Origin of the sequence: Oceanibacterium hippocampi (genome assembly GCF_900172325.1) — a bacterium.
Classification (GTDB): domain Bacteria; phylum Pseudomonadota; class Alphaproteobacteria; order Sneathiellales; family Sneathiellaceae; genus Oceanibacterium; species Oceanibacterium hippocampi.
This window is the reverse complement of sequence record NZ_FWFR01000002.1, coordinates 223495-248854: the sequence shown is the minus strand read 5'-3', so window position 1 is coordinate 248854 and position 25360 is coordinate 223495. Positions and strand designations below refer to the sequence as shown.

The 25360-nt window shown below is 66.8% G+C and carries 24 protein-coding genes; 22 read left to right on the top strand and 2 right to left on the bottom strand.

Annotated elements, in window-relative coordinates; all coding sequences use genetic code 11:
* Positions 1 to 23: 23 nt before the first annotated feature.
* From glmS to rpsD, 18 genes are all read left to right on the top strand, one after another.
* A complete protein-coding gene (gene glmS, locus OCH7691_RS12205) occupies positions 24 to 1847 on the top strand; it encodes a glutamine--fructose-6-phosphate transaminase (isomerizing) (RefSeq protein ID WP_085883819.1) in 1824 nt (607 codons plus the stop codon).
* Positions 1848 to 1865: 18 nt separating this feature from the next.
* Positions 1866 to 3194 (top strand): adenylate/guanylate cyclase domain-containing protein, encoded by a 1329-nt coding sequence (locus OCH7691_RS12200; RefSeq protein ID WP_085883818.1) that lies wholly within the window; start codon positions 1866 to 1868, stop codon positions 3192 to 3194.
* Between the two features lie 104 nt (positions 3195 to 3298).
* The gene (gene gabD / locus OCH7691_RS12195) at positions 3299 to 4774 is read left to right on the top strand and encodes an NADP-dependent succinate-semialdehyde dehydrogenase (RefSeq protein WP_085883817.1); all 1476 of its coding nucleotides are present in this window, start codon (positions 3299 to 3301) and stop codon (positions 4772 to 4774) included.
* A 155-nt stretch (positions 4775 to 4929) separates the two neighbouring features.
* Positions 4930 to 6306 (top strand): glutathione-disulfide reductase, encoded by a 1377-nt coding sequence (gor, locus tag OCH7691_RS12190; protein ID WP_085883816.1) that lies wholly within the window; start codon positions 4930 to 4932, stop codon positions 6304 to 6306.
* Between the two features lie 101 nt (positions 6307 to 6407).
* Positions 6408 to 7790, top strand: a complete 1383-nt coding sequence (locus OCH7691_RS12185; protein WP_085883815.1) for a class II 3-deoxy-7-phosphoheptulonate synthase — start codon at positions 6408 to 6410, stop codon at positions 7788 to 7790.
* Between the two features lie 35 nt (positions 7791 to 7825).
* Entirely contained in the window at positions 7826 to 8989 is a 1164-nt protein-coding gene (locus OCH7691_RS12180) for a nicotinate phosphoribosyltransferase (RefSeq protein WP_085883814.1), read from the top strand.
* 122 nt (positions 8990 to 9111) lie between these two features.
* Complete coding sequence (locus tag OCH7691_RS12175) at positions 9112 to 9615, top strand: DUF302 domain-containing protein (RefSeq protein ID WP_085883813.1); 504 nt, start codon at positions 9112 to 9114, stop codon at positions 9613 to 9615.
* On the top strand, positions 9596 to 10822 hold the full coding sequence (locus OCH7691_RS12170) for a tetratricopeptide repeat protein (protein ID WP_176245029.1): 1227 nt from the start codon (positions 9596 to 9598) through the stop codon (positions 10820 to 10822). The genes OCH7691_RS12175 and OCH7691_RS12170 overlap by 20 nt, the downstream gene beginning before the upstream one ends.
* A 91-nt stretch (positions 10823 to 10913) precedes the next feature.
* On the top strand, positions 10914 to 12578 hold the full coding sequence (locus tag OCH7691_RS12165; RefSeq protein WP_085883811.1) for an NAD+ synthase: 1665 nt from the start codon (positions 10914 to 10916) through the stop codon (positions 12576 to 12578).
* A 117-nt stretch (positions 12579 to 12695) separates the two neighbouring features.
* Entirely contained in the window at positions 12696 to 13340 is a 645-nt protein-coding gene (locus tag OCH7691_RS12160; RefSeq protein ID WP_085883810.1) for a lysophospholipid acyltransferase family protein, read from the top strand.
* Positions 13337 to 14287, top strand: coding sequence for a phosphatidate cytidylyltransferase (locus OCH7691_RS12155; RefSeq protein ID WP_085883809.1), 951 nt, complete (start codon positions 13337 to 13339; stop codon positions 14285 to 14287). The genes OCH7691_RS12160 and OCH7691_RS12155 overlap by 4 nt, the downstream gene beginning before the upstream one ends.
* Positions 14284 to 14946 (top strand): CDP-alcohol phosphatidyltransferase family protein, encoded by a 663-nt coding sequence (locus OCH7691_RS12150; RefSeq protein ID WP_085883808.1) that lies wholly within the window; start codon positions 14284 to 14286, stop codon positions 14944 to 14946. Before OCH7691_RS12155 ends, OCH7691_RS12150 begins: the two co-directional genes overlap by 4 nt.
* 161 nt (positions 14947 to 15107) lie before the next feature.
* Positions 15108 to 16496 carry a cysteine--tRNA ligase gene (gene cysS, locus OCH7691_RS12145; protein ID WP_085883807.1) on the top strand — a complete coding sequence of 463 codons (1389 nt, stop codon included), beginning with the start codon at positions 15108 to 15110 and terminating at the stop codon, positions 16494 to 16496.
* Entirely contained in the window at positions 16497 to 18140 is a 1644-nt protein-coding gene (gene cimA, locus OCH7691_RS12140) for a citramalate synthase (RefSeq protein WP_085883806.1), read from the top strand.
* A gap of 3 nt (positions 18141 to 18143) precedes the next feature.
* Complete coding sequence (locus OCH7691_RS12135) at positions 18144 to 18953, top strand: RNA methyltransferase (protein WP_085883805.1); 810 nt, start codon at positions 18144 to 18146, stop codon at positions 18951 to 18953.
* On the top strand, positions 18950 to 19849 hold the full coding sequence (locus OCH7691_RS12130; protein ID WP_085883804.1) for an alpha/beta fold hydrolase: 900 nt from the start codon (positions 18950 to 18952) through the stop codon (positions 19847 to 19849). The genes OCH7691_RS12135 and OCH7691_RS12130 overlap by 4 nt, the downstream gene beginning before the upstream one ends.
* A 15-nt stretch (positions 19850 to 19864) precedes the next feature.
* Positions 19865 to 20497 carry a glutathione S-transferase family protein gene (locus tag OCH7691_RS12125; protein WP_085883803.1) on the top strand — a complete coding sequence of 211 codons (633 nt, stop codon included), beginning with the start codon at positions 19865 to 19867 and terminating at the stop codon, positions 20495 to 20497.
* 165 nt (positions 20498 to 20662) lie between these two features.
* The gene (gene rpsD, locus OCH7691_RS12120; RefSeq protein ID WP_085884445.1) at positions 20663 to 21280 is read left to right on the top strand and encodes a 30S ribosomal protein S4; all 618 of its coding nucleotides are present in this window, start codon (positions 20663 to 20665) and stop codon (positions 21278 to 21280) included.
* Positions 21281 to 21336: 56 nt separating this feature from the next.
* Here the strand turns inward: rpsD and OCH7691_RS12115 are convergent, their stop codons facing one another.
* A complete protein-coding gene (locus tag OCH7691_RS12115; RefSeq protein WP_176245028.1) occupies positions 21337 to 21954 on the bottom strand; it encodes a TlpA disulfide reductase family protein in 618 nt (205 codons plus the stop codon).
* A 199-nt stretch (positions 21955 to 22153) separates the two neighbouring features.
* Here OCH7691_RS12115 and OCH7691_RS12110 point away from each other — a divergent pair, with 199 nt between their 5' ends.
* The 4 genes from OCH7691_RS12110 (at position 22154) to OCH7691_RS12095 (ending at position 24278) form a co-directional block, all read left to right on the top strand.
* Complete coding sequence (locus tag OCH7691_RS12110) at positions 22154 to 22738, top strand: TetR/AcrR family transcriptional regulator (RefSeq protein ID WP_085883801.1); 585 nt, start codon at positions 22154 to 22156, stop codon at positions 22736 to 22738.
* Between the two features lie 50 nt (positions 22739 to 22788).
* Positions 22789 to 23358, top strand: coding sequence for a carboxymuconolactone decarboxylase family protein (locus OCH7691_RS12105; RefSeq protein ID WP_085883800.1), 570 nt, complete (start codon positions 22789 to 22791; stop codon positions 23356 to 23358).
* A gap of 64 nt (positions 23359 to 23422) precedes the next feature.
* A complete protein-coding gene (locus tag OCH7691_RS12100; protein WP_085883799.1) occupies positions 23423 to 23647 on the top strand; it encodes a glutaredoxin family protein in 225 nt (74 codons plus the stop codon).
* 208 nt (positions 23648 to 23855) lie between these two features.
* The gene (locus OCH7691_RS12095) at positions 23856 to 24278 is read left to right on the top strand and encodes a VOC family protein (RefSeq protein WP_085883798.1); all 423 of its coding nucleotides are present in this window, start codon (positions 23856 to 23858) and stop codon (positions 24276 to 24278) included.
* A 14-nt stretch (positions 24279 to 24292) separates the two neighbouring features.
* On the opposite strand, the gene OCH7691_RS12090 is transcribed toward OCH7691_RS12095, so the two are convergent.
* Entirely contained in the window at positions 24293 to 25348 is a 1056-nt protein-coding gene (locus OCH7691_RS12090) for an alpha/beta hydrolase (protein WP_217807951.1), read from the bottom strand.
* Positions 25349 to 25360 lie beyond the last annotated feature (12 nt).

Sequence of the window (25360 nt, the reverse complement as noted above, 5' to 3'; positions counted from 1 at the left end):
GTTATCGAACCGGGGACGCGCCCATGTGCGGCATTATCGGAGTGATCGGCAAGTCGAGCGTGACATCGTCGCTGGTCGACGGCCTGCGCCGGCTGGAATATCGCGGCTACGATTCGGCCGGCGTGGCGACTCTGGTCGAGGGGCGGATCGAACGACGCCGAAGCGAGGGCAAGCTCGACCGGCTGGTTGCGGTCCTCGACAAGTCGCCGCTTGACGGCGTCATCGGCATCGGCCACACGCGCTGGGCGACGCACGGGGTGCCGAACGAACGGAATGCCCATCCCCATGCCGCCAAGAATGTCGCCGTCGTCCACAACGGCATAGTCGAGAACTACCGGGAACTGGCCGCGGAACTCCGCGCCAAGGGGCACAGCTTCGCGTCCGACACCGATACCGAGGTCGTCGCCCACCTGATCAGCCAGTACATGGACGAGGGGATGGGGCCGCAGGAGGCGGCGGCCGCCTCGCTGAAGCGCCTGCACGGCGCCTTCTCGCTGGCGATCCTGTTCACCGGGCGGGAAGACCTGCTGATCGGCGCCCGGCTCGGGGCCCCGCTGGCGGTCGGCTGGGGCGACGGCGAGATGTTCATGAGTTCGGACGCGCTGGCGCTGGCCCCGCTGACCCAGAAGATCTCCTACCTGGCCGAGGGCGACTGGGTCGAGCTGACCCGCGAGGGCGCCGTCTTCCACGATGTCGACGACAGGATCGTCGAGCGCCCGATCAAGCTGACCGCCTATTCGGGGGCGATGATCGGCAAGGGCAACCACGCCCATTTCATGATGAAGGAGATCTTCGAGCAGCCGGCGGTGATCGGCGAGACCCTGAACGCCTATTTCAACCCGGCAAGCCGGACGATCACCATTCCGAACCTGCCGTGGGACTGGAACGACCTGTCGCGGGTGACGATCATCGCCTGCGGCTCGTCCTACTACGCGGCGATGGTCGCGAAATACTGGTTCGAGCAGGTCGCCCGCCTGCCGGTCGAGATCGACATCGCCTCGGAGTTCCGCTACCGCGAGGCGCCGATGCCGGATGGCGGCATGGCGCTGTTCATCTCGCAGTCGGGGGAGACCGCCGACACGCTCGCGGCGCTCCGCTACTGCAAGCAGGCCGGGCAGCACATCGCCTCGATCCTGAACGTCTCCGAGAGCTCGATGGCGCGCGAAAGCGACATCGTCTTCCCGACGCTGGCCGGGCCGGAAATCGGCGTCGCCTCGACCAAGGCATTCACCTGCCAGCTGGTCACGCTCGCCTGTCTCGCCATTCACGCCGGGGTCGCGCGCGGCGCGATCGATCATGCCGACGAGGCCCGGCTGTCGAGCGCGATCACCAAGGTGCCCGAAATGGCGACCGAGATCCTCAACAACGACGCGACCATCCGGGCCTTGGCCGAGAATATCCACGAGGCCCGCGACGTGCTCTATATCGGCCGCGGCCTGGACTATCCGATCGCGCTCGAAGGGGCCCTGAAGCTCAAGGAAATCTCCTATATCCATGCCGAGGGCTATGCCGCGGGCGAACTCAAGCACGGCCCGATCGCGCTGGTCGACAAGGACGTGCCGATCATCGTCATCGCGCCCTCGGGCGCGCTGTTCGACAAGACCGCGTCCAACCTGCAGCAGGTAAGCGCGCGCGGTGGCCGGGTCATCTTCCTCTCCGACCGGGACGGCATCGCGGCGGTCGGCCATGATGCCAGCGCGGTCGTGGAGCTGCCGAAGGCCGATCCCTTCGTCACGCCGATTCTTTATGCCATCCCGGTGCAGTTGCTGGCCTATCATGTGGCGATCATGAAGGGCACGGATGTCGACCAGCCGCGCAACCTGGCGAAGTCGGTCACCGTCGAGTAACGCACCGGGGGAACGGCGATGGCGGCGAAGCCCGCGCCGGACGATTTCGAGATCGAGGAGATGTCGGGCGTCCGCCTGGGGACCTGGATCCGGCTCATCGCGCTCGCCGGCGTCGCGGCGTTGCTGTTCTATCTGGTCGAATGGCCGGAGCTGCTGTTCTACCTCGGCTGCCTGCTCGCCTTCGGGGCGAGCGGGGTCGCGCAGCACCTGTTGCGCCGGAGCAGCGTTCACCGCTCCTGGCACAAGTACGGCTTCGTGCTGCTCGACGTCGCGCTGCTCACGCTGACGATCACCGTCAGCAACCCGCTGGCCGACAATCCCTACCCGCCGCAGATGGATCTCCGGATCCACAACTTCATCTATGTCTTCCTGATCGTCTCCGCGGTCGCCTTCAGCTATTCCATCCGGCTGGTGCTCTGGACCGGGCTTTCGATCGCGCTCTGCTGGTCCCTGGCGTTCGCCTGGTACCTGTCGCTGCCCGATACGGTGATCGAGGATGCGGCCTTCGAGGCGCTCGATCCGCAGGCCAGGCTGGCGTTGATGCTGGATCCGCATTTCATCGATGTGGGGGTCGCGGTGCAGGATCTCGCGGTCACGCTGATCGTGACCATGGCGATCGGCGGGCTGGTCTGGCGATCGCGGCGGATCGCCCTCCGCCAGGCCCGGCTGGTCAGGGAGCGGACCAACCTCGGCCGCTTCTTCTCGCCGCGCATCGCCGAGGAACTGGCCCGCCACGACGATCCCTTCGGCGCCGTCCGGCGGCAGCCGGTGGCGGTGCTGTTCTGTGACGTGGTCGGTTTCACCGGGCTCGCCGAGGCGCTTGCCCCGGACCAGGTCATCGCCCTCCTGCAGGAGGTTCACAAGCGGATCGAGGAAGCCGTCTTCGCCCATGACGGAACCCTCGACAAGTATCTCGGCGACGGCGCCATGGCGACCTTCGGGACGCCGCGGAAGGGTCCCTGCGATGCCCTGAACGCGCTTGCCGCCGCCCACGCCATGCAGGGTTCCATGGCGGCATGGAATGTCGAGCGGCAAACCCGTGGCGAGGCGCCGGTGCGCCTCTCGGTGGCGATTCATCACGGCGAGGTCGTGCTGGGCGACGTCGGCTCGGAACGGCGGCTGGAGTTCGCCGTCGTCGGCGACGTGGTCAACGTGGCGAGCCGGCTGGAGGAGTTGACTCGCCCCCTCGACGCCGACATCGTCATCAGTCTGGATTGCGCCGAGGCGGCGCGGGCCGAGGATCCCGCGGCGGCCGAACGGCTGCTGGCGCCGTTCGAGACGACGGACGCGCAGCAGATCCGCGGTCGCGTCGGCGATATCGAGGTGCTGGTTCTCCGCCGATCCTGAGACATCGAATTCCTGGCGCGGGCGCAAAACTGTGCGGCAACCGGTGACGGAGGGCTTCGCCGCCCCTATAGTCCGCGTCGCAACACGAGCAGGAGATAGAGACGATGAACGTCCATGCGGCTAACCCGTTGAAGCTGAAGGATCCGGACCTGTTCCGGCAGCAATGCTACATCGCCGGGGACTGGTGCGATGCTGACAGCGGCCAGACCGTCGACGTCACCAATCCGGCGAACGGTGCCGTCATCGGCACGATCCCGAAGATGGGCGCGGCCGAGACCCGGCGCGCGATCGAGGCGGCGAACGAGGCCTGGCCGGCCTGGCGGGCGCTGCTGGCCAAGGAGCGCGCGGCGATCCTGCGCCGCCTGTTCGACCTGATGCATGCCAATGCCGACGACCTGGCCGTGATCATGACGGCGGAGCAGGGCAAGCCGCTCGCCGAGGCGAAGGGCGAGGTCGGCTATTCCGCGTCCTTCATCGAATGGTTCGCGGAAGAGGGCAAGCGGATCTACGGCGACACCATCCCGGGTCACCAGCATGACAAGCGGATCGTTGTCACCAAGGAGCCGATCGGCGTCTGCGCCGCGATCACGCCGTGGAACTTCCCGTCGGCGATGATCGCCCGCAAGGCCGGGCCGGCGCTCGCCGCCGGCTGCCCGATGGTGCTGAAGCCCGCGACCGCGACGCCGTTCTCGGCGCTCGCCTTCGCCGTGCTGGCCGAACGCGCCGGCGTGCCGAAGGGCATCTTCTCCGTCGTGACCGGTTCGGCCAGCGCCATCGGCGGCGAGATGACCGGCAACCCGGTAGTCCGCAAGCTGACCTTCACCGGCTCGACCGAGATCGGCAAGACGCTGATGGAACAGTGCGCCCGGACTGTCAAGAAGACCTCGATGGAACTCGGCGGCAACGCGCCCTTCATCGTCTTCGACGACGCCGACCTGGACGCGGCGGTCGAGGGTGCCATCGCCTCGAAGTACCGCAACACCGGCCAGACCTGCGTCTGCGCCAACCGCATCCTCGTGCAGAACGCGGTCTACGACGCCTTCGTCGAGAAGCTTTCGGCGGCGGTCGGCAAGCTCGTCGTCGGCGACGGCCTGAAGGGTCCGACCGACCAGGGGCCGCTGATCGACATGGCGGCGGTCGAGAAGATCGAGGCCCATATCGCCGACGCCACGGCGAAGGGCGGCAAGGTCGTGGTGGGCGGCAAGCGCCACGCGCTCGGCGGCACCTTCTTCGAGCCGACGATCGTCACCGACGTCACCCCGGACATGGCGGTGGCGCGCGAGGAGACCTTCGGGCCGCTTGCCCCGATCTTCCGCTTCACCGACGAAGAGGAAGCGGTGCGGATGGCCAACGACACCGAGTTCGGTCTCGCCTCGTACTTCTACGCCCGCGACATGGGGCGCATCTGGCGGGTCGGCGAGGGGCTGGAATACGGCATCGTCGGCATCAATACCGGGATCATCTCGACCGAGGTCGCGCCGTTCGGCGGGGTCAAGGAATCGGGCATCGGCCGAGAAGGCTCGAAATACGGCATCGATGACTATCTCGAGATCAAATATATGTGCATGGGCGGCGTCTGAGCGCGATTTCGCCGGAAATTCAGGGGCGTCGCGGTGGTTTGTCATCGCGACGCCTTCTTTTCGACCTTTTCTTATCAACCCGATCTCCCAAATAGGAATGCGACTGTCCCCCGGCGATGTGGTCCCGGGACGATAATCGCTTGAGGGCTTGAGGCATGACTTACGACTACGATCTTTTCGTCATCGGGGGCGGTTCCGGTGGCGTCCGCGCGGCACGCGTTTCCTCCGCGTTCGGCGCCCGGGTGGCGCTCGCCGAGGAATACCGGGTCGGTGGAACCTGCGTCATCCGCGGCTGCGTTCCGAAGAAGATGCTGGTCTATGCAAGCCACTATCACGAGGATTTCGAGGATGCCGCCGCCTATGGCTGGACGGTGCCGAAGGCGAGCCACGACTGGTCGGTGCTGATCGCCAACAAGGACAAGGAGATCGACCGCCTGAACGGGATCTACAAGCAGATCCTCGAGCGCAACAACGTGACGTTCCACGAGAGCCGGGCGACGCTGGAAGATGCCCACACCATCCGCCTCGCGGACGGCCGGCGCTTCACCGCCGAACGCATCCTGATCGCCACCGGCGGCGCGCCTACGGTACCGGCGATCCCGGGCATCGAGCATGCGATCACCTCGAACGAGGCGTTCCACCTGGACGAAATGCCGGAGCGCATCGCCATCGTGGGCGGCGGCTATATCGCGGTCGAGTTCGCCGGGATCTTCAACGGGCTCGGCGCGAAGACCGTGCAGTTCTACCGTGGCGACAAGCTGCTGCGTGGCTTCGACGAGGATGTCCGCGACCATCTGACCCAGGAAATCGTGAAGAAGGGCGTCGTGCTCCATCTCGGCGCCAATCCGGCGAAGATCGAGCGCGGCGACAACGGCCTGCTGGTGACCGGCGAGGACGGCAGCGTGCTCGAGACCGACGCGATCATGTACGCGACCGGGCGTGCGCCCAACACGCAGGGCCTTGGGCTCGAGAAGGCCGGCGTCGAGACCAGGGCGAACGGCGCGGTGATCGTCGACGAATATTCCCGCACCTCGGCGGAGAATATCTATGCCGTCGGCGACGTCACCGACCGGCTGGCGCTCACTCCGGTGGCGATCCACGAGGCGATGGCCTTCGCCGACACGGTCTACGGCGGCCGTCCGCGCGTCTTCCATCACATGAACGTGGCTTCCGCCGTCTTCAGCCAGCCGCAGGTCGGCACCGTGGGTCTCGGCGAGGCCGAGGCGCGCCGGCGCTACGGCGAGATCGACGTCTACAAGTCGAGCTTCCGGGCGCTGAAGCACACGCTGACGCTGCGCGACGAGAAGTCCTTCGTCAAACTGCTGGTCGATGCCCAGAACGACCGGGTCGTCGGCGTCCACGTGATCGGCGACTCGGCAGCCGAGATCATCCAGGGCATTGCCGTGGCCGTGACCTGCGGCGCCACCAAGGCCCAGTTCGACGCCACCGTCGGCGTGCATCCGACGCTGGCCGAGGAACTGGTGACGTTGCGCGAGAAGGTGGTGACGCCGGCGGCGAAGGCGGCGGAATAGACTCGCCGCCCCACGGACAATTGACCATTATTGGCGGGCGGTACTAAGGTGCTCGCCCGGCGCTCCCTGTTGAAGGCGCCCGAATGCAAGAGGACAAGACGATGGTCAAGAGCTGGTCTCCGGATAGCTGGCGCGCAAGCGCTGTCCGGCAGGTACCCGATTATGACGATGCCGCAGCGCTCAGCGTCGTGGAAGACACGCTCAAGACCTTTCCGCCCCTCGTTTTTGCGGGCGAGGCCCGATCGCTGAAGAAGCGGCTGGCGGCGGTCGCCGAGGGCCGCGGCTTCCTGCTTCAGGGCGGCGACTGCGCGGAAAGCTTCGCCGAGTTCCACCCGGACAATATCCGCGACACCTTCAAGGTGCTGCTTCAGATGGCGGTCGTGCTGACCTTCGGCGCGGCCTGCCCGGTGGTCAAGCTCGGCCGCATGGCCGGCCAGTTCGCGAAGCCGCGCTCGGCCCCGTTCGAGACCCAGGACGGCGTCGAGCTGCCGAGTTATCGCGGCGACATCGTGAACGGCATCGAGTTCGACGCGGAAGCCCGCCGTCCGGATCCGAACCGGCTGCTGCGCGCCTATTCCCAGGCCGCCGCGACCCTCAACCTGCTGCGCGCCTTCGCCCAGGGCGGCTATGCCGACCTGCACCAGGTGCATCGCTGGAACATGGGCTTCGTCGGCAACGCCCCGTCGTCCGAACGCTACCAGGAGATGGCGAACCGGATCGAGGAGGCACTGGCCTTCATGGAGGCCTGCGGCATCACCGCGGCGTCGACGCCCGAGGTCGGCCGTACCGACATGTATACCAGCCACGAGGCGCTGCTGCTCGGCTACGAGCAGGCGATGACCCGCGTCGACAGCACCACGGGCGACTGGTACGACACCTCGGCGCATTTCCTCTGGATCGGCGACCGCACCCGCCAGCCGGACGAGGCGCATGTCGAGTTCTGCCGCGGTGTCGCCAACCCGCTGGGCTTCAAGGCCGGGCCGACGCTCGAACCGGATTCGATGATCCGGCTGCTCGATACGCTCAATCCGAAGGACGAGGCGGGGCGGATCACCATCATCTGCCGGTTCGGTGCCGACAAGGTTTATGACAACCTGCCGAAGCTGATCCAGCGGGTCCAGCGCGAGGGGCGGACCGTGGTCTGGTCCTGCGACCCGATGCACGGCAACACGATCAAGGCCGCTTCGGGCTACAAGACCCGCCCGTTCGACCGCATCCTGCGCGAGGTACGGCAGTTCTTCGAGGTTCACGCGGCCGAGGGCACCAATCCCGGCGGCGTGCATTTCGAGATGACCGGCCAGAACGTGACCGAATGCATCGGCGGCGCCTACGAGGTCCGCGAAGGGGATCTCTCCGATCGCTACCACACCCATTGCGATCCGCGCCTGAACGCCAACCAGGCGCTCGAACTGGCCTTCCTAGTCGCCGAGATGCTCAAGGCGGCGCGGGTCAGGGACGCCGGCCGGGTCGCCGCCGCGGGATAGAAATTGCCGGAAAGGCAGCCATACGGGGGAAACGAATGGTGGACAATGCCGTGAGGCGATCGCGTCAGGCTGTCGAGAAGGAATCCCTCGAACGATTCATCGGCGACAATACCGATGCATATTTCCGCAAGACCAAGCGGATCGTCGAGAATTTCGGGGACAAGCACGTCACCTACGCGATCTTCATGCGTCGGCCCGTGCTGTTCTGTCCGCGCCTGATGCTCGAATGGCTTGACGAGGTCGCGAACGCGCGCGGCGTCAAGTTCGATATCGAACTCTGCTATGCCGAGGGAGACTGGGTCGGCGCCGGCGAGCCGCTGCTCTACATCAGCGGCTCGTTCCGTCACCTGGTCGATCTCGAGACGCTCTATCTGCAGCGTCTCGGGGCCGCCTGCGTAGCCGCCTACAACGCCTATTTCATGTGCTGCGACCTGCCGCGAACGTCCTTCCTCGCGATGGATGCCCGTCATTGCGCGGGCACCGAGATGGCCGAGCTGATGGCCTATGCCGCGTCAGTCGGCAGCCGTGTCGCGCGGCGCGACAAGGGGGCGATCGGCTTCATCGGCAACGCGACCGATGCGACCGCGCATTTCTTCGACAACGAGGCCGGCCTCGGCACCATGCCGCACGCGCTGATCGGCTACGCCGGATCGACGCTCAGGGCGGCCGAGATGTTCGTCGAAAGCTTTCCGAACCTGCCGGTCACCGTGCTGGTCGACTATTACGGGCGCGAGATCACCGACGCGCTCCAGGTCTGCGAACGGTTTCCCGAACTCGCCACCGCCGGACAGATCTCGGTGCGCATGGACACCCATGGCGGCCGCTTCGTCGAAGGCCTCGATCCGGCCGAATCCTATGCCGTCATCGAGCGCCACGTGCCGGAGGCGATCCGTCAGTATCGCTCGGAGGCCGAACTGAAGCACATGGTCGGGACCGGCGTCTCGGCTGCCGCCATCCACCACATGCGCGACTGCCTGGACGGCGCCGGGTTCCCGAAGGTGAAGATCGTCGCCTCGTCCGGCTTCTCGCCCGAGAAATGCAAGGTGATGGCGAGCATCCGCGCGCCGATCGACGTGGTCGGCACCGGCTCCTTCCTGCCGGAACGATGGGCCGAAACCTACGCGACCGCCGACGTCATCGCCTATGACGGACGGCCGAGCGTCAAGGTCGGGCGCGAGTTCCTGCTGCGGAAGTCCTGACCGGCGCGGGTTCCGGCCGTCACACCGGTTCAAGCCTGGTCACGTTCGGGTGATGCCGTCCTGCGTCGGCGGTCGTTGGCCTCTAGAGTGCGCGGAGACCAACCACCGAGAGGATCGGGATCATGACGCACGCCATTCTTCGCCGGCCGGGCATTCGGCGCCTTCTTCCACTGGTCCTGCTGCTGGTCCTGCTGATGCCGCCCGTCGCCGGCGCCGCGCCGGGCGATGTGCTGCCGGGCATGGAAAGCCGGGCGACCGCCTACAGTTTCGACGCACTCGTCAGCCGGCTCGAGGCGGCGATCAAGAACAACAAGATGGGCCTCGTCACCCGGGCGAGCGCCAGTGCCGGGGCCGCCTCGCGCGGCATCACGATCCCGGGCAACATGGTCGTCGGGGTCTACCGGAACGATTTCGCGGTCCGTATGCTGGAGGCAAGTGTCGCCGCCGGCATCGAGGCGCCGATCCGCTTCTACGTGACCGCGAACACGGACGGCACGGCAACCCTGAGCTACCAGAAGCCGAGCGAGGTTTTCCGCCCCTACGGCTCCGCCCCACTGGACGAACTTGCAAGGGAACTCGATGCGATCTTCGCTGCCATCATGGACGATGCGACCCGCCAGGAATAACCGGACCAGGGGCAACGGCCGGTTCGCCGCGCTGATTGCTGCGGTCCTGCTGTTCGGCGCCGGCCCGGTCCTCGCGGACGCGCTCGAAACCGCCAAGCAGGGCCTCGCCGCGCAGCAGGCCGGCGCCTGGCAGGATGCCGAGGCACTCTACGACGCGGCCATCGCCGAAGGCGGGCTGTCGGCGCAGTACGAGGCCATGACCTACAACAACCGGGGCATGGTGCGGCTCCGCCAGCAGAATATCGACGGCGCTTTCGAGGATTTCTCGACGGCGATCCGGGTCGAGCCCGACTATGCCGAGGCCTATGCGAACAGGGGCACGGTCTACCAGCGGACCGGCGAACACGGCCTTGCCATCACCGATTTCCGGGCCGCCCTGCAACGGGAGCCGCGGCTGATCGGGGCGCTGTTCAATATCGGCCTGTCGCTCGCCGCGACCGGCGACGAGAGGGGCGCGATCGCGGCCTTCGACAAGTTCATCGAGATCAAACCGGGCGTCCCGCGGGTCCATTTCCTGCGCGGCAAGGTGCATCGCCATGCGGGGCATCTCGAACTGGCGAAGGCCGATCTCGACACCGCGATCAGCCTCCGGAACGACTATCCGCCGGCCTGGTTCGAGCGTGGCGTCGTCAACCGCTACCGCCGCGACCTGCAGGGCGCGGTGCGCGACTTCTCGACCGCGATCGAGCTCAAGCGGGATTATCTCGCGGCCTATCTCAATCGCGGCTTCGCGCTTGCCGAGGGCAAGGACTTCGCCAATGCGATCCGCGATTTCTCGACGGTGATCGGCATGGATCCGACCTCGGTCGCGGCCCATGTGAACCGGGCCAACGCGCTGGCGGCGGTCGGACAGACCGACCCGGCACTGGCCGACTTCGCCACCGCGATCCGCCTCGATCCGACCTTCGTGCCGAACTATGTCGGCCGCGGCAATCTCTACCTCGCGACAGGCGAGGCGGCAAAGGCGGTCGCCGATTACGACAAGGCTTACGAACTCAACCCCGAGGATCGCCGGATCCTGGTTCAGCGGGCCTATGCCCACGACCTGCTGGGCGACAGCGACAGCGCGCTGGCGGACATGCGGGACGCCTTCCGTTACCTCCCGGTCGACCGGGTCACGCGCGCCAAGCTGGAGAAGGCGAGGGAGGCCGGGGAAGAGACGGAACCGGCGACGGGCGGGGAAGACGACAGCGGCACCACGGACTGAGAGCCGGCGGCAACGGGCCTGTTCGCCCGATGACGGCAGCGGTGTTCGAATTCGCGTTGTTCCCCGTCGGGCTGCGCGCTAGAACCGTGCCATGACTAGCAGCTTGAAGATCGCGCTGGCGCAGGCCAATCCGACACTCGGCGATATCGACGGCAACCTCGCCCTGGCGCGCGAATTCCGCGCCGAGGCCGAGGCCGGCGGCGCCGATATCGTGCTTTTCCCGGAACTCTTCATCACCGGCTATCCGCCCGAGGACCTGGTCATGAAGCGGTCCTTCGTGGCCGCCGCGCGGGCCGCGGTCGAGGAACTGGCGGCGGAAACGGCGGACGGCGGCCCGGCGCTGCTGATGACCATGCCATGGCTCGAGAACGGCCAGCTCTACAACTCCGTCGGACTGCTCGACGCCGGTCAGGTCCAGGCGGTGCGCCACAAATGCGAGCTGCCGAATTACGGCGTCTTCGACGAGAAGCGGCTGTTCGCCGTCGGGCCGCAACCCGGGCCGGTGAATTTCCGCGACGTCCGCCTCGGCCTGATGGTCTGCGAGGACATGTGGTTCCCCGAGGTCACCGAGACGCTCGAGGAATCGGGCGCGGAGATCCTGCTGGTTCCCAACGGCAGCCCCTATGATATCGGCAAGCTCGACATCCGGCTCAATCACGCGGTCGCGCGCGTCACCGAAAGCGGCCTGCCGCTGGTTTACGTCAACCAGGTGGGCGGCCAGGACGAACTGGTCTTCGACGGCGGCTCCTTCGTGCTGAATGCCGACTGCCGCCGGCCGATCCAGCTCGACGGCTGGCGGGAGCGGCTGGTGGTCAGCGAGTGGCGGCGCGGCGATGACGGCCGCTGGGCCTGCGCCGACGGCGAGCGGGCGCCGGCCTCGAGCCGGCTGGAAGCGATCTACCGGACCATGGTGCTGGGCCTTCGCGACTATGTCGGGAAAAACCGCTTCCCCGGTGTCGTGCTCGGCCTCTCCGGCGGCGTCGATTCCGCGCTCAGCGCCGCCGTCGCGGTCGATGCGCTCGGCCCCGACCGCGTGCATTGCGTGATGATGCCGTCGCGCTACACCAGCAGCGAGAGCCTCGAGGACGCGGCCGCCTGTGCCGAGCTGCTCGGCACCCGCCTGGACACCGTTTCCATCGCCCCCGCGGTCGACGCCTACGAGACCATGATGGGTCCGCTGTTCGACGGGCGTCCGGCCGACGTGACCGAGGAGAACCTGCAGTCGCGGGCCCGGGCGCTGGTCGTCATGGCGATTTCCAACAAGTTCGGTCCGATGGTGCTGACGACCGGCAACAAGTCGGAAATGTCGGTCGGTTACGCGACCCTTTACGGCGACATGTGCGGTGGCTACTCGGTGCTGAAGGACGTCTACAAGACGACCTGTTTCGAGCTCTCGCACTGGCGCAACCAGCATCACAACCCGGATTTCCTCGGCCCCGCCGGGCGGATCATGCCGGAGCGCGTGATCGTCAAGCCGCCGACCGCGGAACTCCGTCCCGACCAGAAGGACGAGGACAGCCTGCCGCCCTATCCGGTGCTCGACGGCATCCTCGAACGCCTGGTCGAGCAGGAGATGAGCGTGTCCGAGATCGTCGCCGCCGGCTTCGAGCGGGAGACCGTCAACCGGGTCCAGAACCTGCTCTACATCGCCGAGTACAAGCGCCGCCAGTCGCCGCCGGGGGTCAAGATCACGGCCCGGAACTTCGGACGCGACCGGCGTTACCCGATCACCAACGGCTATCGCGACAGAGGCTGAGCGGCGTCCGGTCGCCCGACGCGCGAACCCCGGCTGATTCGCGCAACACTGGCGCGCGCATGTGCGCTTTCTGATACACTCCGCGGCACTGTCACTGGCCGGAGGTCGAGCGATCACATGAAACCCGCTGCCGCGTGGCTCACGGGCGCGCTGATCGTCCTTTTCGCCCGCTTCATCACGGCGGTTCGCGGCATCTGGCAGGGTGGCCCGCCGGCGCCCGGCGCACGGGTCTATTTCGCCAATCACGCGAGCCACGGCGACTTCGTGCTGATCTGGACGGTCCTGCCGCCGGCGCTCCGCAGGCTCACCCGGCCGGTGGCCGGCAGTGACTACTGGCTCACCTCCGCCATCCGCCGGTTCATCGGCCGGGATGTGCTGAACGCGGTGCTGATCGACCGCACGCGCGGCGATCCGGACGAGGATCCGGTCGCCAAGATGGCGGCGGCGCTCGACGAGGGCTCGGCCCTGATCCTGTTCCCGGAAGGCACGCGGAACACCACCGGCGTGCCGCTGCTGCCGTTCAAGAGCGGGCTCTACCATCTCGCGAAACTGCGGCCCGAGATCGACCTGGTGCCGGTCTGGCTCGCCAACCTGAACCGGGTGATGCCGAAAGGCGAGGTGGTGCCGATCCCGATGATCTGCACGGTGACGTTCGGCGAGGCGATACGGCTCCATCCGGCGGAAGAGAAGAAGGATTTCCTCGCCCGCGCCGAGGCCGCGCTCCGTGCCCTCGCACCCCGGCGGGCGGAGCCAGGCACATGAATGACGTCCAGGCCGATTTCCTGACCCTGCTGGCCGCCATCGGCGCGATCCTTGTCGTCGCCACTGTGATCGGCTTCGTGCTGCAGCGCCGGCTGTCGCCGAACCGCGACAATGCCTCGATCGAGAATCTCAACGCCCGCATCCATGCCTGGTGGGGGATGGCCCTGCTGCTGGCGATCGCCTTTCTCGGCGGACGGATCGGCGTGGTCCTGCTGTTCGCCTTCTGCTCCTTCGCCGCGCTGCGCGAGTTCGTCACCCTGACCAGCGTCGGCCGGGCCGACCATTGGGCGATCGCCGGCGCCTTCTTCCTGATCCTGCCGATCCAGTACGGCCTGATCTGGTACGGCTGGTACGGGCTCTATTCGATCTTCATCCCGGTCTATGCCTTCCTGCTGATGCCGATCGTCGCCGCGCTGCGGGCCGATACCGAGCATTTCCTCGTGCGTATCGCGGAATCCCAGTGGGCGCTGATGATCTGCGTCTTCTGCATCTCGCACGGCGCCGCGTTGCTCACCCTCGACATTCCGGGCTACAGCGGCCGGAACGTGCTGCTGATCGCGTTCCTGGTCGTCGTCGTGCAGATGAGCGACGTCATGCAGTATGTCTGGGGAAAGCTGTTCGGCCGGCACAAGATCGCGCCGAACCTGTCGCCATCCAAGACCTGGGAAGGCTTCGTCGGCGGTGTGGCGAGCGCCACGCTGATCGGCGCCGGGCTCTGGTGGATCACGCCCTTCACGCTGGTCGAGGCCGGCCTGCTCGCGCTCGTGATCGCGCTGATGGGCTTCTTCGGCGGCCTCGTGCTTTCGGCGGTGAAACGCGACAAGGGGGTCAAGGACTGGGGTCACATGATCGCCGGCCATGGCGGCTTCATCGACCGGCTGGATTCGGTGATCTTCTCGGCGCCGATCTTCTTCCACCTCGTCCGCTACGGCTGGGCGCTGCCATGACGAAGCCGGGCGACGGGGGGAGCGGCAACCGCCGGCCGCTGGCGAGCCGGGAGACCGGCTGGGCACGGGCGCTGACCCGCACGCTTGCCCGCACCCCGATCACGCCGAACGGGATTTCCCAGGCCAGCATGGTCGCCGCCGCGCTGTCCGGGGCCGCCTTCTGGCTCGCCGCCGGCGAGGCGGGGGTGATGCGGATCGTCCTGCTGCTCGCCGCGGCACTGTTCTGCCAGCTCCGCCTGCTCTGCAACCTGCTCGACGGGATGGTCGCGGTCGAGGCCGGCCGGGGCGCGCCGGACGGTCCCTTCTGGAACGAGGTGCCGGACCGCTTCGCCGACATCCTGATCCTCGTCGGGGCGGGATACGGCGCCGGCCTCCCCGAACTCGGCTGGGCCGCCGCTGCCTTCGCGGTGCTGACCGCCTATGTCCGGGAAATGGGCCACGCGGTCGGCGCGCCGGTCGATTTCTCGGGCCCGATGGCGAAACCGCACCGGATGGCAGCGATTACCGCGGCGGCGCTGGCCTCGACGCTGGAGCCGCTCTGGCAGGGCGACAACGAGGTCCTGCGGATCGCGCTGCTGTTGATCGCCATCGGCGCGCTCGCCACCGCGCTCCGCCGCTCGGCGCGGCTGCTCCGCCACCTGCGCCGCCCCGGGGCCTGAGAGCGCGGCAGGGCAGGCAGCCTGTCGTTTTCCGTTTGACGACGCCGGGCGCGCCGTGGACCTTGTTCCGATAATCTGCTACCCCTAGCCGGCCCGGCCGCAGCCGCGAACATCGCCGTTCGTCGGGTTCAGTATTATCATCAAGGTATTAGGACAGGATCTTGACGCTTCGACTGCACAATACGGCCAGTCGCCGTAAGGAGACTTTCGCGCCGCTCGATCCGTCGCACGTGCGGATGTATGTCTGCGGGCCGACGGTCTACGACAATGTGCATATCGGCAATGCACGGCCGATCATCATCTTCGACGTGCTGGCCCGGCTGTTGCGGCGCTGTTATCCGAAGCTCACCTATGTCCGCAACCTGACCGATGTCGACGACAAGATCATCAAGGCTGCCGAAGCGAACGGTGAGCCGATCGACGCGTTGACGCGGCGGATGACCGATGCCTTCCACGAGCAGATCGCGGCGCTGAACGCGCTGCCGCCGGACGTCGAGCCGAAGGCGACCGACCATATCGCCGAGATGATCGCGCTGATCGAGCAGCTGATCGCGCGCGGCCACGCCTACGAGGCGGAAGGGCACGTCCTCTTCAACGTGCCAAGCATGAGCGGCTATGGCGACCTGTCCGGGCGCAGCATGAAGGAAATGGTCGCCGGCGCCCGCGTCGACGTCGCGCCCTACAAGAAGGACCCGGCCGATTTCGTGCTCTGGAAGCCGTCGACCGGGGAGATGCCCGGCTGGGACAGCCCCTGGGGACGCGGCCGACCCGGCTGGCATATCGAATGCTCGGCGATGAGCGAGAAGCATCTCGGGCGCGATTTCGATATTCACGGCGGCGGCCTGGATCTGGTCTTTCCCCATCACGAGAACGAACGGGCCCAGTCGCTGTGCGCGCACGAGGGCGCGCAGTTCGCCCGCTACTGGGTTCACAACGGCATGTTGACCGTCACCGGCGGCGAGAAGATGTCGAAGTCGCTCGGCAATTTCCGCACCCTTCGCGATGTACTGGATGAGGTTCCGGGCGAGGTCGCGCGGCTCTGCATGCTGAGCGGGCACTACCGGCAACCGCTCGACTGGAGTCCCGAGGGACTGGAACAGGCGAAGACCAATCTCGACAGGCTTTACAATGCCTTGCGGCGATTGTCCGACGTCGAGGTTGACCAGCCTGAGGCCGATCCGGCGGTCGTCGAGGCGCTCGAGGACGATCTCAACACACCGAACGCGCTGGCCGAGATGTACCGCCTGGCCGGCGAGGCCAATCGCTCGACCGACCTGAAATCGACCGACCTGGACGAGCGTCGCCGCCTGAAGGGGGCGCTGCTCGCCGGCGGCGAGCTGCTCGGCATTCTCCAGCAGGATGTCGAGGCCTGGTTCCACCGTGGCGCCGCCGACGACGAGACGGCGGAAGTGGAACGCCTGATCGCCGAGCGGATCGCGGCGCGGCAGGCGCGCGATTTCGCCCGCGCTGACCAGATCCGGGACGATCTCGCCGCCCGTGGCATCCAGCTCGAGGACGGCACCGGCGGCACCATCTGGAGGCGCGCTTAAATGGGCAGGGAACGGCTCTATCTGTTCGACACCACGTTGCGCGACGGGGCGCAGACCCAGGGCGTCGATTTCAGCGTCGAGGACAAGCGGACCATCGCCAACGCGCTCGACGGTCTCGGGATCGATTACGTCGAGGGCGGCTGGCCCGGCGCCAACCCGGTCGACAGCGAGTTTTTCGCCGATGTGCCGAAGCTGAAGCAGGCCAGGCTCACCGCCTTCGGGATGACGCGCCGGCCGGGCCGTTCGGCCTCCAACGATCCGGGGCTGGTCGCGGTCATCGAGACCGGCGCCGTCGCCGCCTGCCTGGTCGGCAAGACCTGGGATTTCCACGTCAAGGTGGCACTGGGCATCTCGCTCGACGAGAATGTCGAACTGATCGCGGACTCGGTTCGCGCCGTGCGTGAAAGCGGACGCGAGGCCCTGTTCGACGCGGAGCATTTCTTCGACGGGTACCAGGCCAATCCGGACTTCGCGATCCGCTGCCTGACCGCCGCCCACGAGGCAGGCGCGCGCTGGATCGTGCTCTGCGACACCAACGGCGGGGTCCTGCCCGACGCGGTCGAGCGGATCGTCCGCGAGGTCACCGCCCATGTCCCCGGCGATCGTCTCGGCATCCATTGCCACAACGATACCGAGAACGCGGTGGCCAACAGCCTGGCCGCGGTGCGCGCCGGTGTCCGCATGGTGCAGGGTACGCTCAACGGCATCGGCGAACGATGCGGCAACGCCAACCTCGTGTCGCTGATCCCCTCGCTGGTCCTGAAGGCGCCCTACAGGGATATCGTCGAGACCGGGATCACGGCCGAGGCGCTGAAGCGGCTGACGCCGACCTCGCATCTGCTGGACGAGGTCCTGAACCGGCTGCCGAACCGGCACGCGCCCTATGTCGGCTCGTCCGCCTTCGCGCACAAGGGCGGGCTGCATGTCTCGGCCGTGCAGAAGGACCCGACGACCTACGAGCATGTGCCGCCGGAAGCGATCGGCAACAAGCGCCATATCCTGGTCTCGGCCCAGGCCGGCAAGTCGAACATCCTGGCGCAGCTCGCCGAGATCGGCGTCGATCTCGACCCCAAGGACAAGCGCGTCGGCCGTCTGCTGGACGAGGTCAAGCGGCGCGAACATGTCGGGTATTCCTACGACGGGGCACTCGCCAGCTTCGGCCTGCTGGCGCGCCGGGCGCTCGACCAGGTCCCGCGCTATTTCGACGTCAGCTCGTTCCGGGTGATCGTCGAGCGGCGCCACAACGCCAAGGGCCAGCTGATCACCGTGTCGGAGGCGATCGTCAAGATCGTCGTCGACGGCGAGACGATCATGTCGGCGGGCGAGGGGAACGGCCCGGTCAACGCGCTCGATACCGCGCTCCGCAAGGATCTCGGCAAATACTCGCACTACCTGGCGGACCTCCGGCTGGTCGACTTCAAGGTGCGTATCCTGACGGCCGGCACCGAGGCGGTGACGCGCGTGCTGATCGAGAGCACCGACGATACCGGCGAACGCTGGTTCACCGTCGGCGTCTCGCCGAACATCGTCGACGCGTCCTTCGACGCGCTGATCGATTCCATCACCCACAAGCTCTATCGCGACGGCGCGCCGGCAAGCGTCACGGTCACGCCGATCGAGCTGCCGCGCACGGCCAAGCGCTAGCCGATGGCCGGGACCGATCGCGGCCGGGAACCGATACTCGGCGGCCCGGCGATCATCCTCGTGGAGCCGCAACTCGGCGAGAATATCGGCGCCGCCGCCCGGGCGATGCTGAATTTCGGCCTGACCGACCTCCGCCTTGTGAAGCCGCGCGACGGCTGGCCCAATCCGCGTGCCAAGGCGCTCGCGTCCCGCGCCGACATGGTCATCGACAATGCCCGGCTGTTCGACAGCACGGCAGAGGCGATCGCCGACCTCTCGCGGGTCTATGCGACCACCGCGCGGCAGCGCGACATGTCGAAGCGGGTGGCGACGCCGGCCGAGGCCGCCGATGAAATGCGGGCCGCCTACCAGGCCGGAGCGACCTGCGGCGTGCTGTTCGGGGGCGAACGCGCCGGCCTGCACAACGACGACATCGTGCTCGCCGACACCGTGCTGACGGTACCGCTCAATCCGGCCTTCGCCTCGATCAACCTGGCCCAGGCGGTCCTCCTGATCGGCTATGAATGGTTCCAAACCGGCGGCATCGAACCGGCGAGCGTCACCGGGTCGCGGGAGGCGCCGCCGGCCAGCAAGGCGGACCTCGTCCATCTGTTCGAGCATCTCGAGGACGAGCTTACCGAGAGCGGCTTTTTCGACCCGACCCCCGGCAAGAAGCCGGTGATGGTCCGGAACCTGCGGAACATGTTGCAGCGCGCTGGCTTTACCGAACCGGACGTGCGCACCTTGCGTGGCGTCATCAAGTCGCTGGCCCAGGGACGCAGGCGGCGCAGTGGCGTCGGCGACGCAGCAAGCAAAGACGGGGAGGACGCATGAGCGACGATATCAGCCTGGAGCGGATCGACGTCGGCGAGGTTACGCTGAATGTTGCCACGGCCGGACCGGCCGACGGCAAGCCGATCCTGTTCCTGCACGGTTTCCCTGAATTCTGGTACACGTGGCGCCATCAGCTCCGCTATTTCGCCGAACAGGGGTGGCGTGCGATCGCGCCCGACATGCGCGGCTACAATCTCTCCGACAAGCCCGAGGCGGTCGAGGATTACCGCGTCCGCCACCTGATCGCCGATATCGACGGCCTCGCCAGTCATTACGGCACCGACAGGTTCGCGCTCTGCGCACACGACTGGGGCGGTGCCTGCGCCTGGGCCTACGCGATGGCACGGCCGGAACGGCTCGAGCGGCTGATCATCATCAACGCGCCGCACCCGGCGACCTTCAGCCGTGAGTTGCGGGAGAATCCCGACCAGGCGGCGGCGAGCCAGTACATGCGCTTCTTCCAGACGCCCGAGGCCGAGACCTACCTGGCGTCCGACGACTGCGGCAAGCTCTGGGAATTCGCCTTTCTCGGCATTCATGCCAAGGGCCACATGGACGATGACGACAGGCAGGCGTATCTTGATGCATGGCGGCAACCCGGCGCGATCGCCGGCGGTCTGAACTACTACCGGGCCTCGCCGCTCCGGCCGCCGGCGCCGGACGGCAGCGACATGCCGGCGGCCCTCGATCCGGAGAATTTCCGGGTTCGCGTCCCGACGCTGGTGATCTGGGGCGAACGCGACCCGGCACTCCTGACCGACAACCTGAACGGCCTGGAGACGCTGGTCGACGACCTCCGCATCCTCCGGTTGCCGAAATCGACCCACTGGGTCACGCACGAGGCCAGCGATGTGATCAATCCCCGCATCCTGCGCTTCCTCGAAACAGGGGACTAGACCGAGGCCAATCCGATGATCAGGCTCCACGAGTTTCCGCCGACCCGTTCGATCCGTGCGCGCTGGACGCTGCAGGAACTGGAGGCAGAGTTCGAGAGTGTCATCGTCAACATGCGGGCCGGCGCACACCGGCAGCCGGACTTTCTCGCGCTCAATCCCGCAGGCAAGCTGCCGGTCCTCGAGGACGACGGCGTCGTCCTGACGGAATCGGTCGCGATCGTGCTGTATCTCTGCGAGAAATTCCCGGACCGCGGCCTGATGCCGGCGGCGCTCGCCGATCGCGGCCAGGCGCTGCGCTGGCTGATGTTCACCGCGACGGAACTGGAACAGCCGCTCTGGCGGATCGCCCGGCACAGCAGCCTGTATCCCGAGGCGGAACGCCTGCCGGCGGACATCGCGCTCGCCCGGCGCGACTTCGAGGCGATGGCGACAGTCCTCGAGGATCATCTCCGGGGTCGGGACCAACTCGTCGGCGACGATTTCAGCGCGGCGGACATCGTCTGCGCCTACACGCTCGACTGGGCGAACGAGGTCGGGCTGCTGGAACGCTTTCCGGTTTCGCTCGCCTACATGGAGCAGCAATACCGGCGACCTTGCGCGGCACCCCGAATCCGCGAGGCGCGCGCCATGCTACAGCAAGCCGGTTAGGGCGGGGCACCGGGCCGCCCGATCGCCCGAAGGCGTTGGCTGCCCTGTACTTCAGGAAAGCGGTGGAAACGGTTTGACATCACATTTCGAGCGCGTATATTGCGCCTCAATCGCGGCGGGCCCTGAGGTCCGCCACGTTTCTTTTTGTCCTTTTGGATCGGCGCGATGAGCAAACGCCTACAATCAAAATACAAGATCAATCGCCGTCTCGGCGAAAACCTCTGGGGTCGCCCGAAGAGCCCGGTGAACCGGCGCGAATACGGCCCGGGCCAGCATGGCCAGGCCCGTCGTCGCAAGCTCTCGGACTTCGGCGTGCATCTTGCCGCCAAGCAGAAGCTCAAGGGCTACTACGGCAACATCACCGAGCGGCAGTTCCGCAAGATCTATGACGAGGCAGCGCGCCGTCGTGGCGACACCTCGGAGAACCTGATCGGTCTGCTGGAGCGTCGTCTCGACGCGGCGGTCTACCGCATGAAGTTCGTGCCCACGGTCTTCGCGGCGCGCCAGTTCGTCAATCACGGCCATGTCACGGTCAACGGTCGCCGGGTGAACATCCCCAGCTATCGTCTGCGCGAAGGCGACGTGATCGAGGTTCGCGGCAAGTCGAAGCAACTCGGCGTTCTGCTCGAGGCGGTCGACAGCCCGGAGCGCGACGTTCCCGAGTATTACGACGTCGACCACAAGGCGATGAAGGGCACGTTCGTCCGCACGCCGACGCTCGGCGAAGTGCCGTACCCGGTCATGATGGAACCGAACCTGGTCGTCGAATTCTATTCCGGCTGATCGTTCGTCTTCCTGTTCTGCTCTGGAAAAGGCCGCCCCGCAACGGGCGGCCTTTTTCATTCGGACGTCCGTGCGGCGCCGGCATCGTCGACGGCAAGGTAATGGCGCAGCAGCCGGGCGGCCGCGTCCGATTGCCAGTCCACCGCCCCGGTGATGTAGCCCATCACGCGTCCCTGCCGGTCGAGGATATAGCTGATCGGCAGGCCGTAGAGGGCGAACTCGGCATCGTTCCGATTGGTCCCGTCGAAATAGGCCGTACGCTGGTCGGGATCGAGATAGATCCCGAGGTCGCGCAGTCCGTGCGCCCGGTAGAAGGCGGCTGCCGCCGGCAGGCCGCGTTCGTCGATCGAAACCGGGACGACGGCAAGATCCGCCCCCGCCATCTCGCGTGCCAGCCGGTCGAGCAACGGCATCTCGTACAGGCATGGCGCACACCAACTCGCCCAGAAGCTCAGCAGCACCACCTTGCCGCGGAAGTGCCCGAGGTCAACCGTCTCGCCGGCCGCCGTCGTGAAGGGCGTGAGCCGGGCCGGGCGGACGCTTTTCAGCAGCGTGTACTGGCCGCTTTCCCCATCGAGGCGGGGCGGGGCGCTGCCGCCGGCATGCTGTGACGGCGCGGCACAGGCCGCGAGTGCGAGGACGGCGAAACCGGCCGCGGTATGGCGAACCATCATCCCGAAACGCCGGTAACGGCGCCGGGTGCCATCACCGGTATCTACCCTGCGGGGGCCATCGGGTTGTCGTCTTGCTGGCATGTCGGAACCATCGTGTCTCCCTGGCCGCTTCTAGCATCGCCGCGCGGGACCGGAACTTCACGACTTTGCGATCATCTTGTTATTTGATCGATCGTTCCAAACCCGTAGAATCACCGCCATGCCCTGGGAAAAGAAATACGACGAAACGAAAGTCCTCGACAGCGTGATGCACGCCTTCTGGTCGCACGGCTACGAAGCCACGAGCATGCGGGACATCGTCGAGGCGAGCGGTCTCAATCGGGGCAGCATCTACGCCGCCTTTACCGACAAGCGTACCCTGTTCATCGCTACTCTTCGCCATTACGACAAGACCTATCGCACCGATTTCCTGGCCCGCATGGCGCGCTCGGGAAACGCGAAGGAGGCCATCATCGCGACCTTCGCGGAAGCGGCGTGCGGCGCGGGAAAGGATGAGCGTCCGGGCGGTTGCCTGCTGGTCAACACGCTCCTCGAACTCTCGCCCCATGACCCGGAAATCCGGGAGATTGTCGACGGTTCGATCATGGCGGTCGAAGACTTCTTCCGGACCATGATCGCGGCCGGGCAGGCGGAGGGCATCATCACCGATCGCCTGGATCCCGGGCAAGGCGCAGGGTCATTGCTCGCCCTGTTCCTCGGACTGCGGGTCGTGACCCGCACGAAACCCCGCCAGACGGTCATCGACGCCATCGCGTCCCAGGTCAGGACGATGCTGGAACCATAAAAATTTTGGCCGGTTTTGAACGATCATTCAACACAAGGGAGGATTCCGCGATGAGCGTATCCTATGTCGAGAAGGAACAGGCCGACGCGCAGACAAAAGCCTTCTACGGGAAGGCGGAAGAGCGCTTCCAGGCCCTGCTCAATATCTTCAAGGTGTTCGGTCACCAGCCCGAATACGGAACCGTCTTCACCGACATGATCATGGCGATCCTGAAGGACGGCGTCCTCGACTGGAAGACCAAGGAACTGCTGATCCTGAAGGCGACGCAGCGCAACGAGTGCCAGTATTGCGTCGTCCAGCACGAGCGGGTTTCGAACATGCTCGGGATATCGGACGAGAAGATCGCCGATATCGACGGCGACAAGTACAGGACCAGCCCGCATTACACCGAAGGGGAGAAGGCGCTGCTCGATTTCGCCGTGCAGATCGGCGTGGACGCCAACCGCGTCTCGAACGAGCTCTGGGAGCGACTGCACAAGCATTGGAGCGAACCGGAAATCGTCGATGCGGCTTTCGTGATCACGATCTATATCGCGGTGTCCAAGTTCGGCGATGCGCTGGGCGTGGCGCTGGAACCGATGTTCGACGGCGTGAAGCCGATCCTGCACGTCAAGCATTGAGAGGCGCCGGCGCGGACCGACCGTTCGCGCCGGCACCGTCCCGTCACAGGAGGAGCTGTCAATCGTGCCGAAAATCGAGATCTTCACTGGCCCGGGCTGCGGCTATTGCACCGCGGCCAAGGCATTGCTTCGCGAGCGCAAGTTGCGCTTCACCGAACGCGACATCAGTGATGAGGCGGTCAGGGCGGAGCTGCTGAAGCGTCTGCCGCGGGCCCGCACCATCCCGCAGATCTTCATGGATGGCGAGCCGATCGGCGGTTACGACGACCTTCGGCATCGCCTCCGCTAGTCCCGAAACCCGGCTCGGGCGATGGCCCCGCCGGCTGAGACTATTGAGCATCGCCGCATGCGGTGCTAATCACGGAGGGTCTGAAAAGGAGAGATCGGTGCGGTTGGCCCGATCCCCGCGAAAGCGGGTCCTGACCTTCGCGAGCGCGACGTGTCCCATGACCTTTGACGCCGACGCATGGTGCGCCGGCGAAGGATGAGGTTCTGGTATGCAGCAGCAGATTTCGGTCATCACCCTCGGCACCGACGATCTCGACCGGTCGCGTCGTTTCTACGTTGACGGCTTCGGATGGGCCCCGGTTTTCGCGAATGACACGATCATCTTCTACCAGATGAACGGCTTCGTTCTGGGAACCTTCCATCGGACAGCGCTGGAGGCCGACATGAACCGCGCCGGCGGGCAACAACCCGGCGCGTTCGCTCTCGCCCACAATGTCCCATCGCAGCCGGATGTCGGGCCCCTGATGGACCGCCTCGCGGCCGCCGGCGGCGCCATCCTGCGCCCGGCCGATGCACCTCCGCATGGCGGCTTCCGCGGTTATGTCGCGGACCCCGACGGCCATGCCTGGGAAATCGCCTGGAACCCTGCCTGGTCGATCGGCGAGGACGGTCGCGTGACCTTCGGGCTGTAGGCGAGATCGTTGCGTCAGCCTCCCGGCCTGTCCGGGACAAGCGCGCTCCGCAGGCTTGCCGCGGCATCGTCGATCGCGGCCCCGGCGTCGCGGAAGGCACCCGGCATCGACATGAAACCGTGCACCATGCCGTCGAAACGTCGCACGGCGATCTCGACGCCGGCGGCGGCGAGCGCCTCGGCATAGGCCTCGCCCTCGTCGATCAGCGGATCGAAACCGGCGGTGATGACGAGGGCCGGTGGCAGGCCGCCGAAATCGGTGGCGCGCAGGGGCGAGGCGCGCGGATCGTCCATCTCCTCCGGCCGCGCCAGATAATGGTCCCGGTACCAGCGCATCCGCTCGGCGGTGAGCACGAAGCCGTCGCCGAACGTCGTGTGCGAGCGTGCCTCGAAGCGCGCGTCGGTCACCGGATAGATCAGCAACTGGAAGACGGGCGCGGCGAGGCCGGCCGCACGGATATCCTGGCAGAGCACGGCGGCGAGATTGCCGCCGGAGCTGTCGCCACCGACCGCGAGGCGCGCGGGGTCGAGCCCGCGTTCCCCGGCATGGCCGACGAGCCACGTCCAGGCGGCCAGCGCGTCGTCCACGGCGGCGGGGAACCTGTGCTCGGGCGCCAGCCGGTAGGCGACCGAAATGACATCCGCCCCGCTCCGCGCCGCGAGCGAGCGGCACAGGTGGTCGTGGCTGTCCAGCGAGCCGCGGATGAAACCGCCGCCGTGGAAATAGAGCAGGGCCGGGCAGGGGCCGCCGTCGCCGGCGTCCCGCTTCGGCCGGTAATGCCGGATGGCAAGATTCCTGCCGCCGACATCGATGTCGTCGTCCGTGACGGAGGCGAGTTCCTCGGCCGGGCCGCCGAGAAGGGCGGCGACGGCCTCGATCTGGGCCCGGGCGCCGGCGACCGTTTCCTCGGCCAGCGGCGTCCCCGTCTTGGCGATCAGCGCGGCGATGAACTGCGCCCTGGCGTCAAGGCGGCGACCGTCCCGGCTTGTCCGTCGGCCGGCATAGAGCAGTTCGTAGAAGCCGTCCGGCAGACGGCAGAGCGCGGCGGCAATGGCTTCGCGTGCGGCCAAGATAAGGCTCCC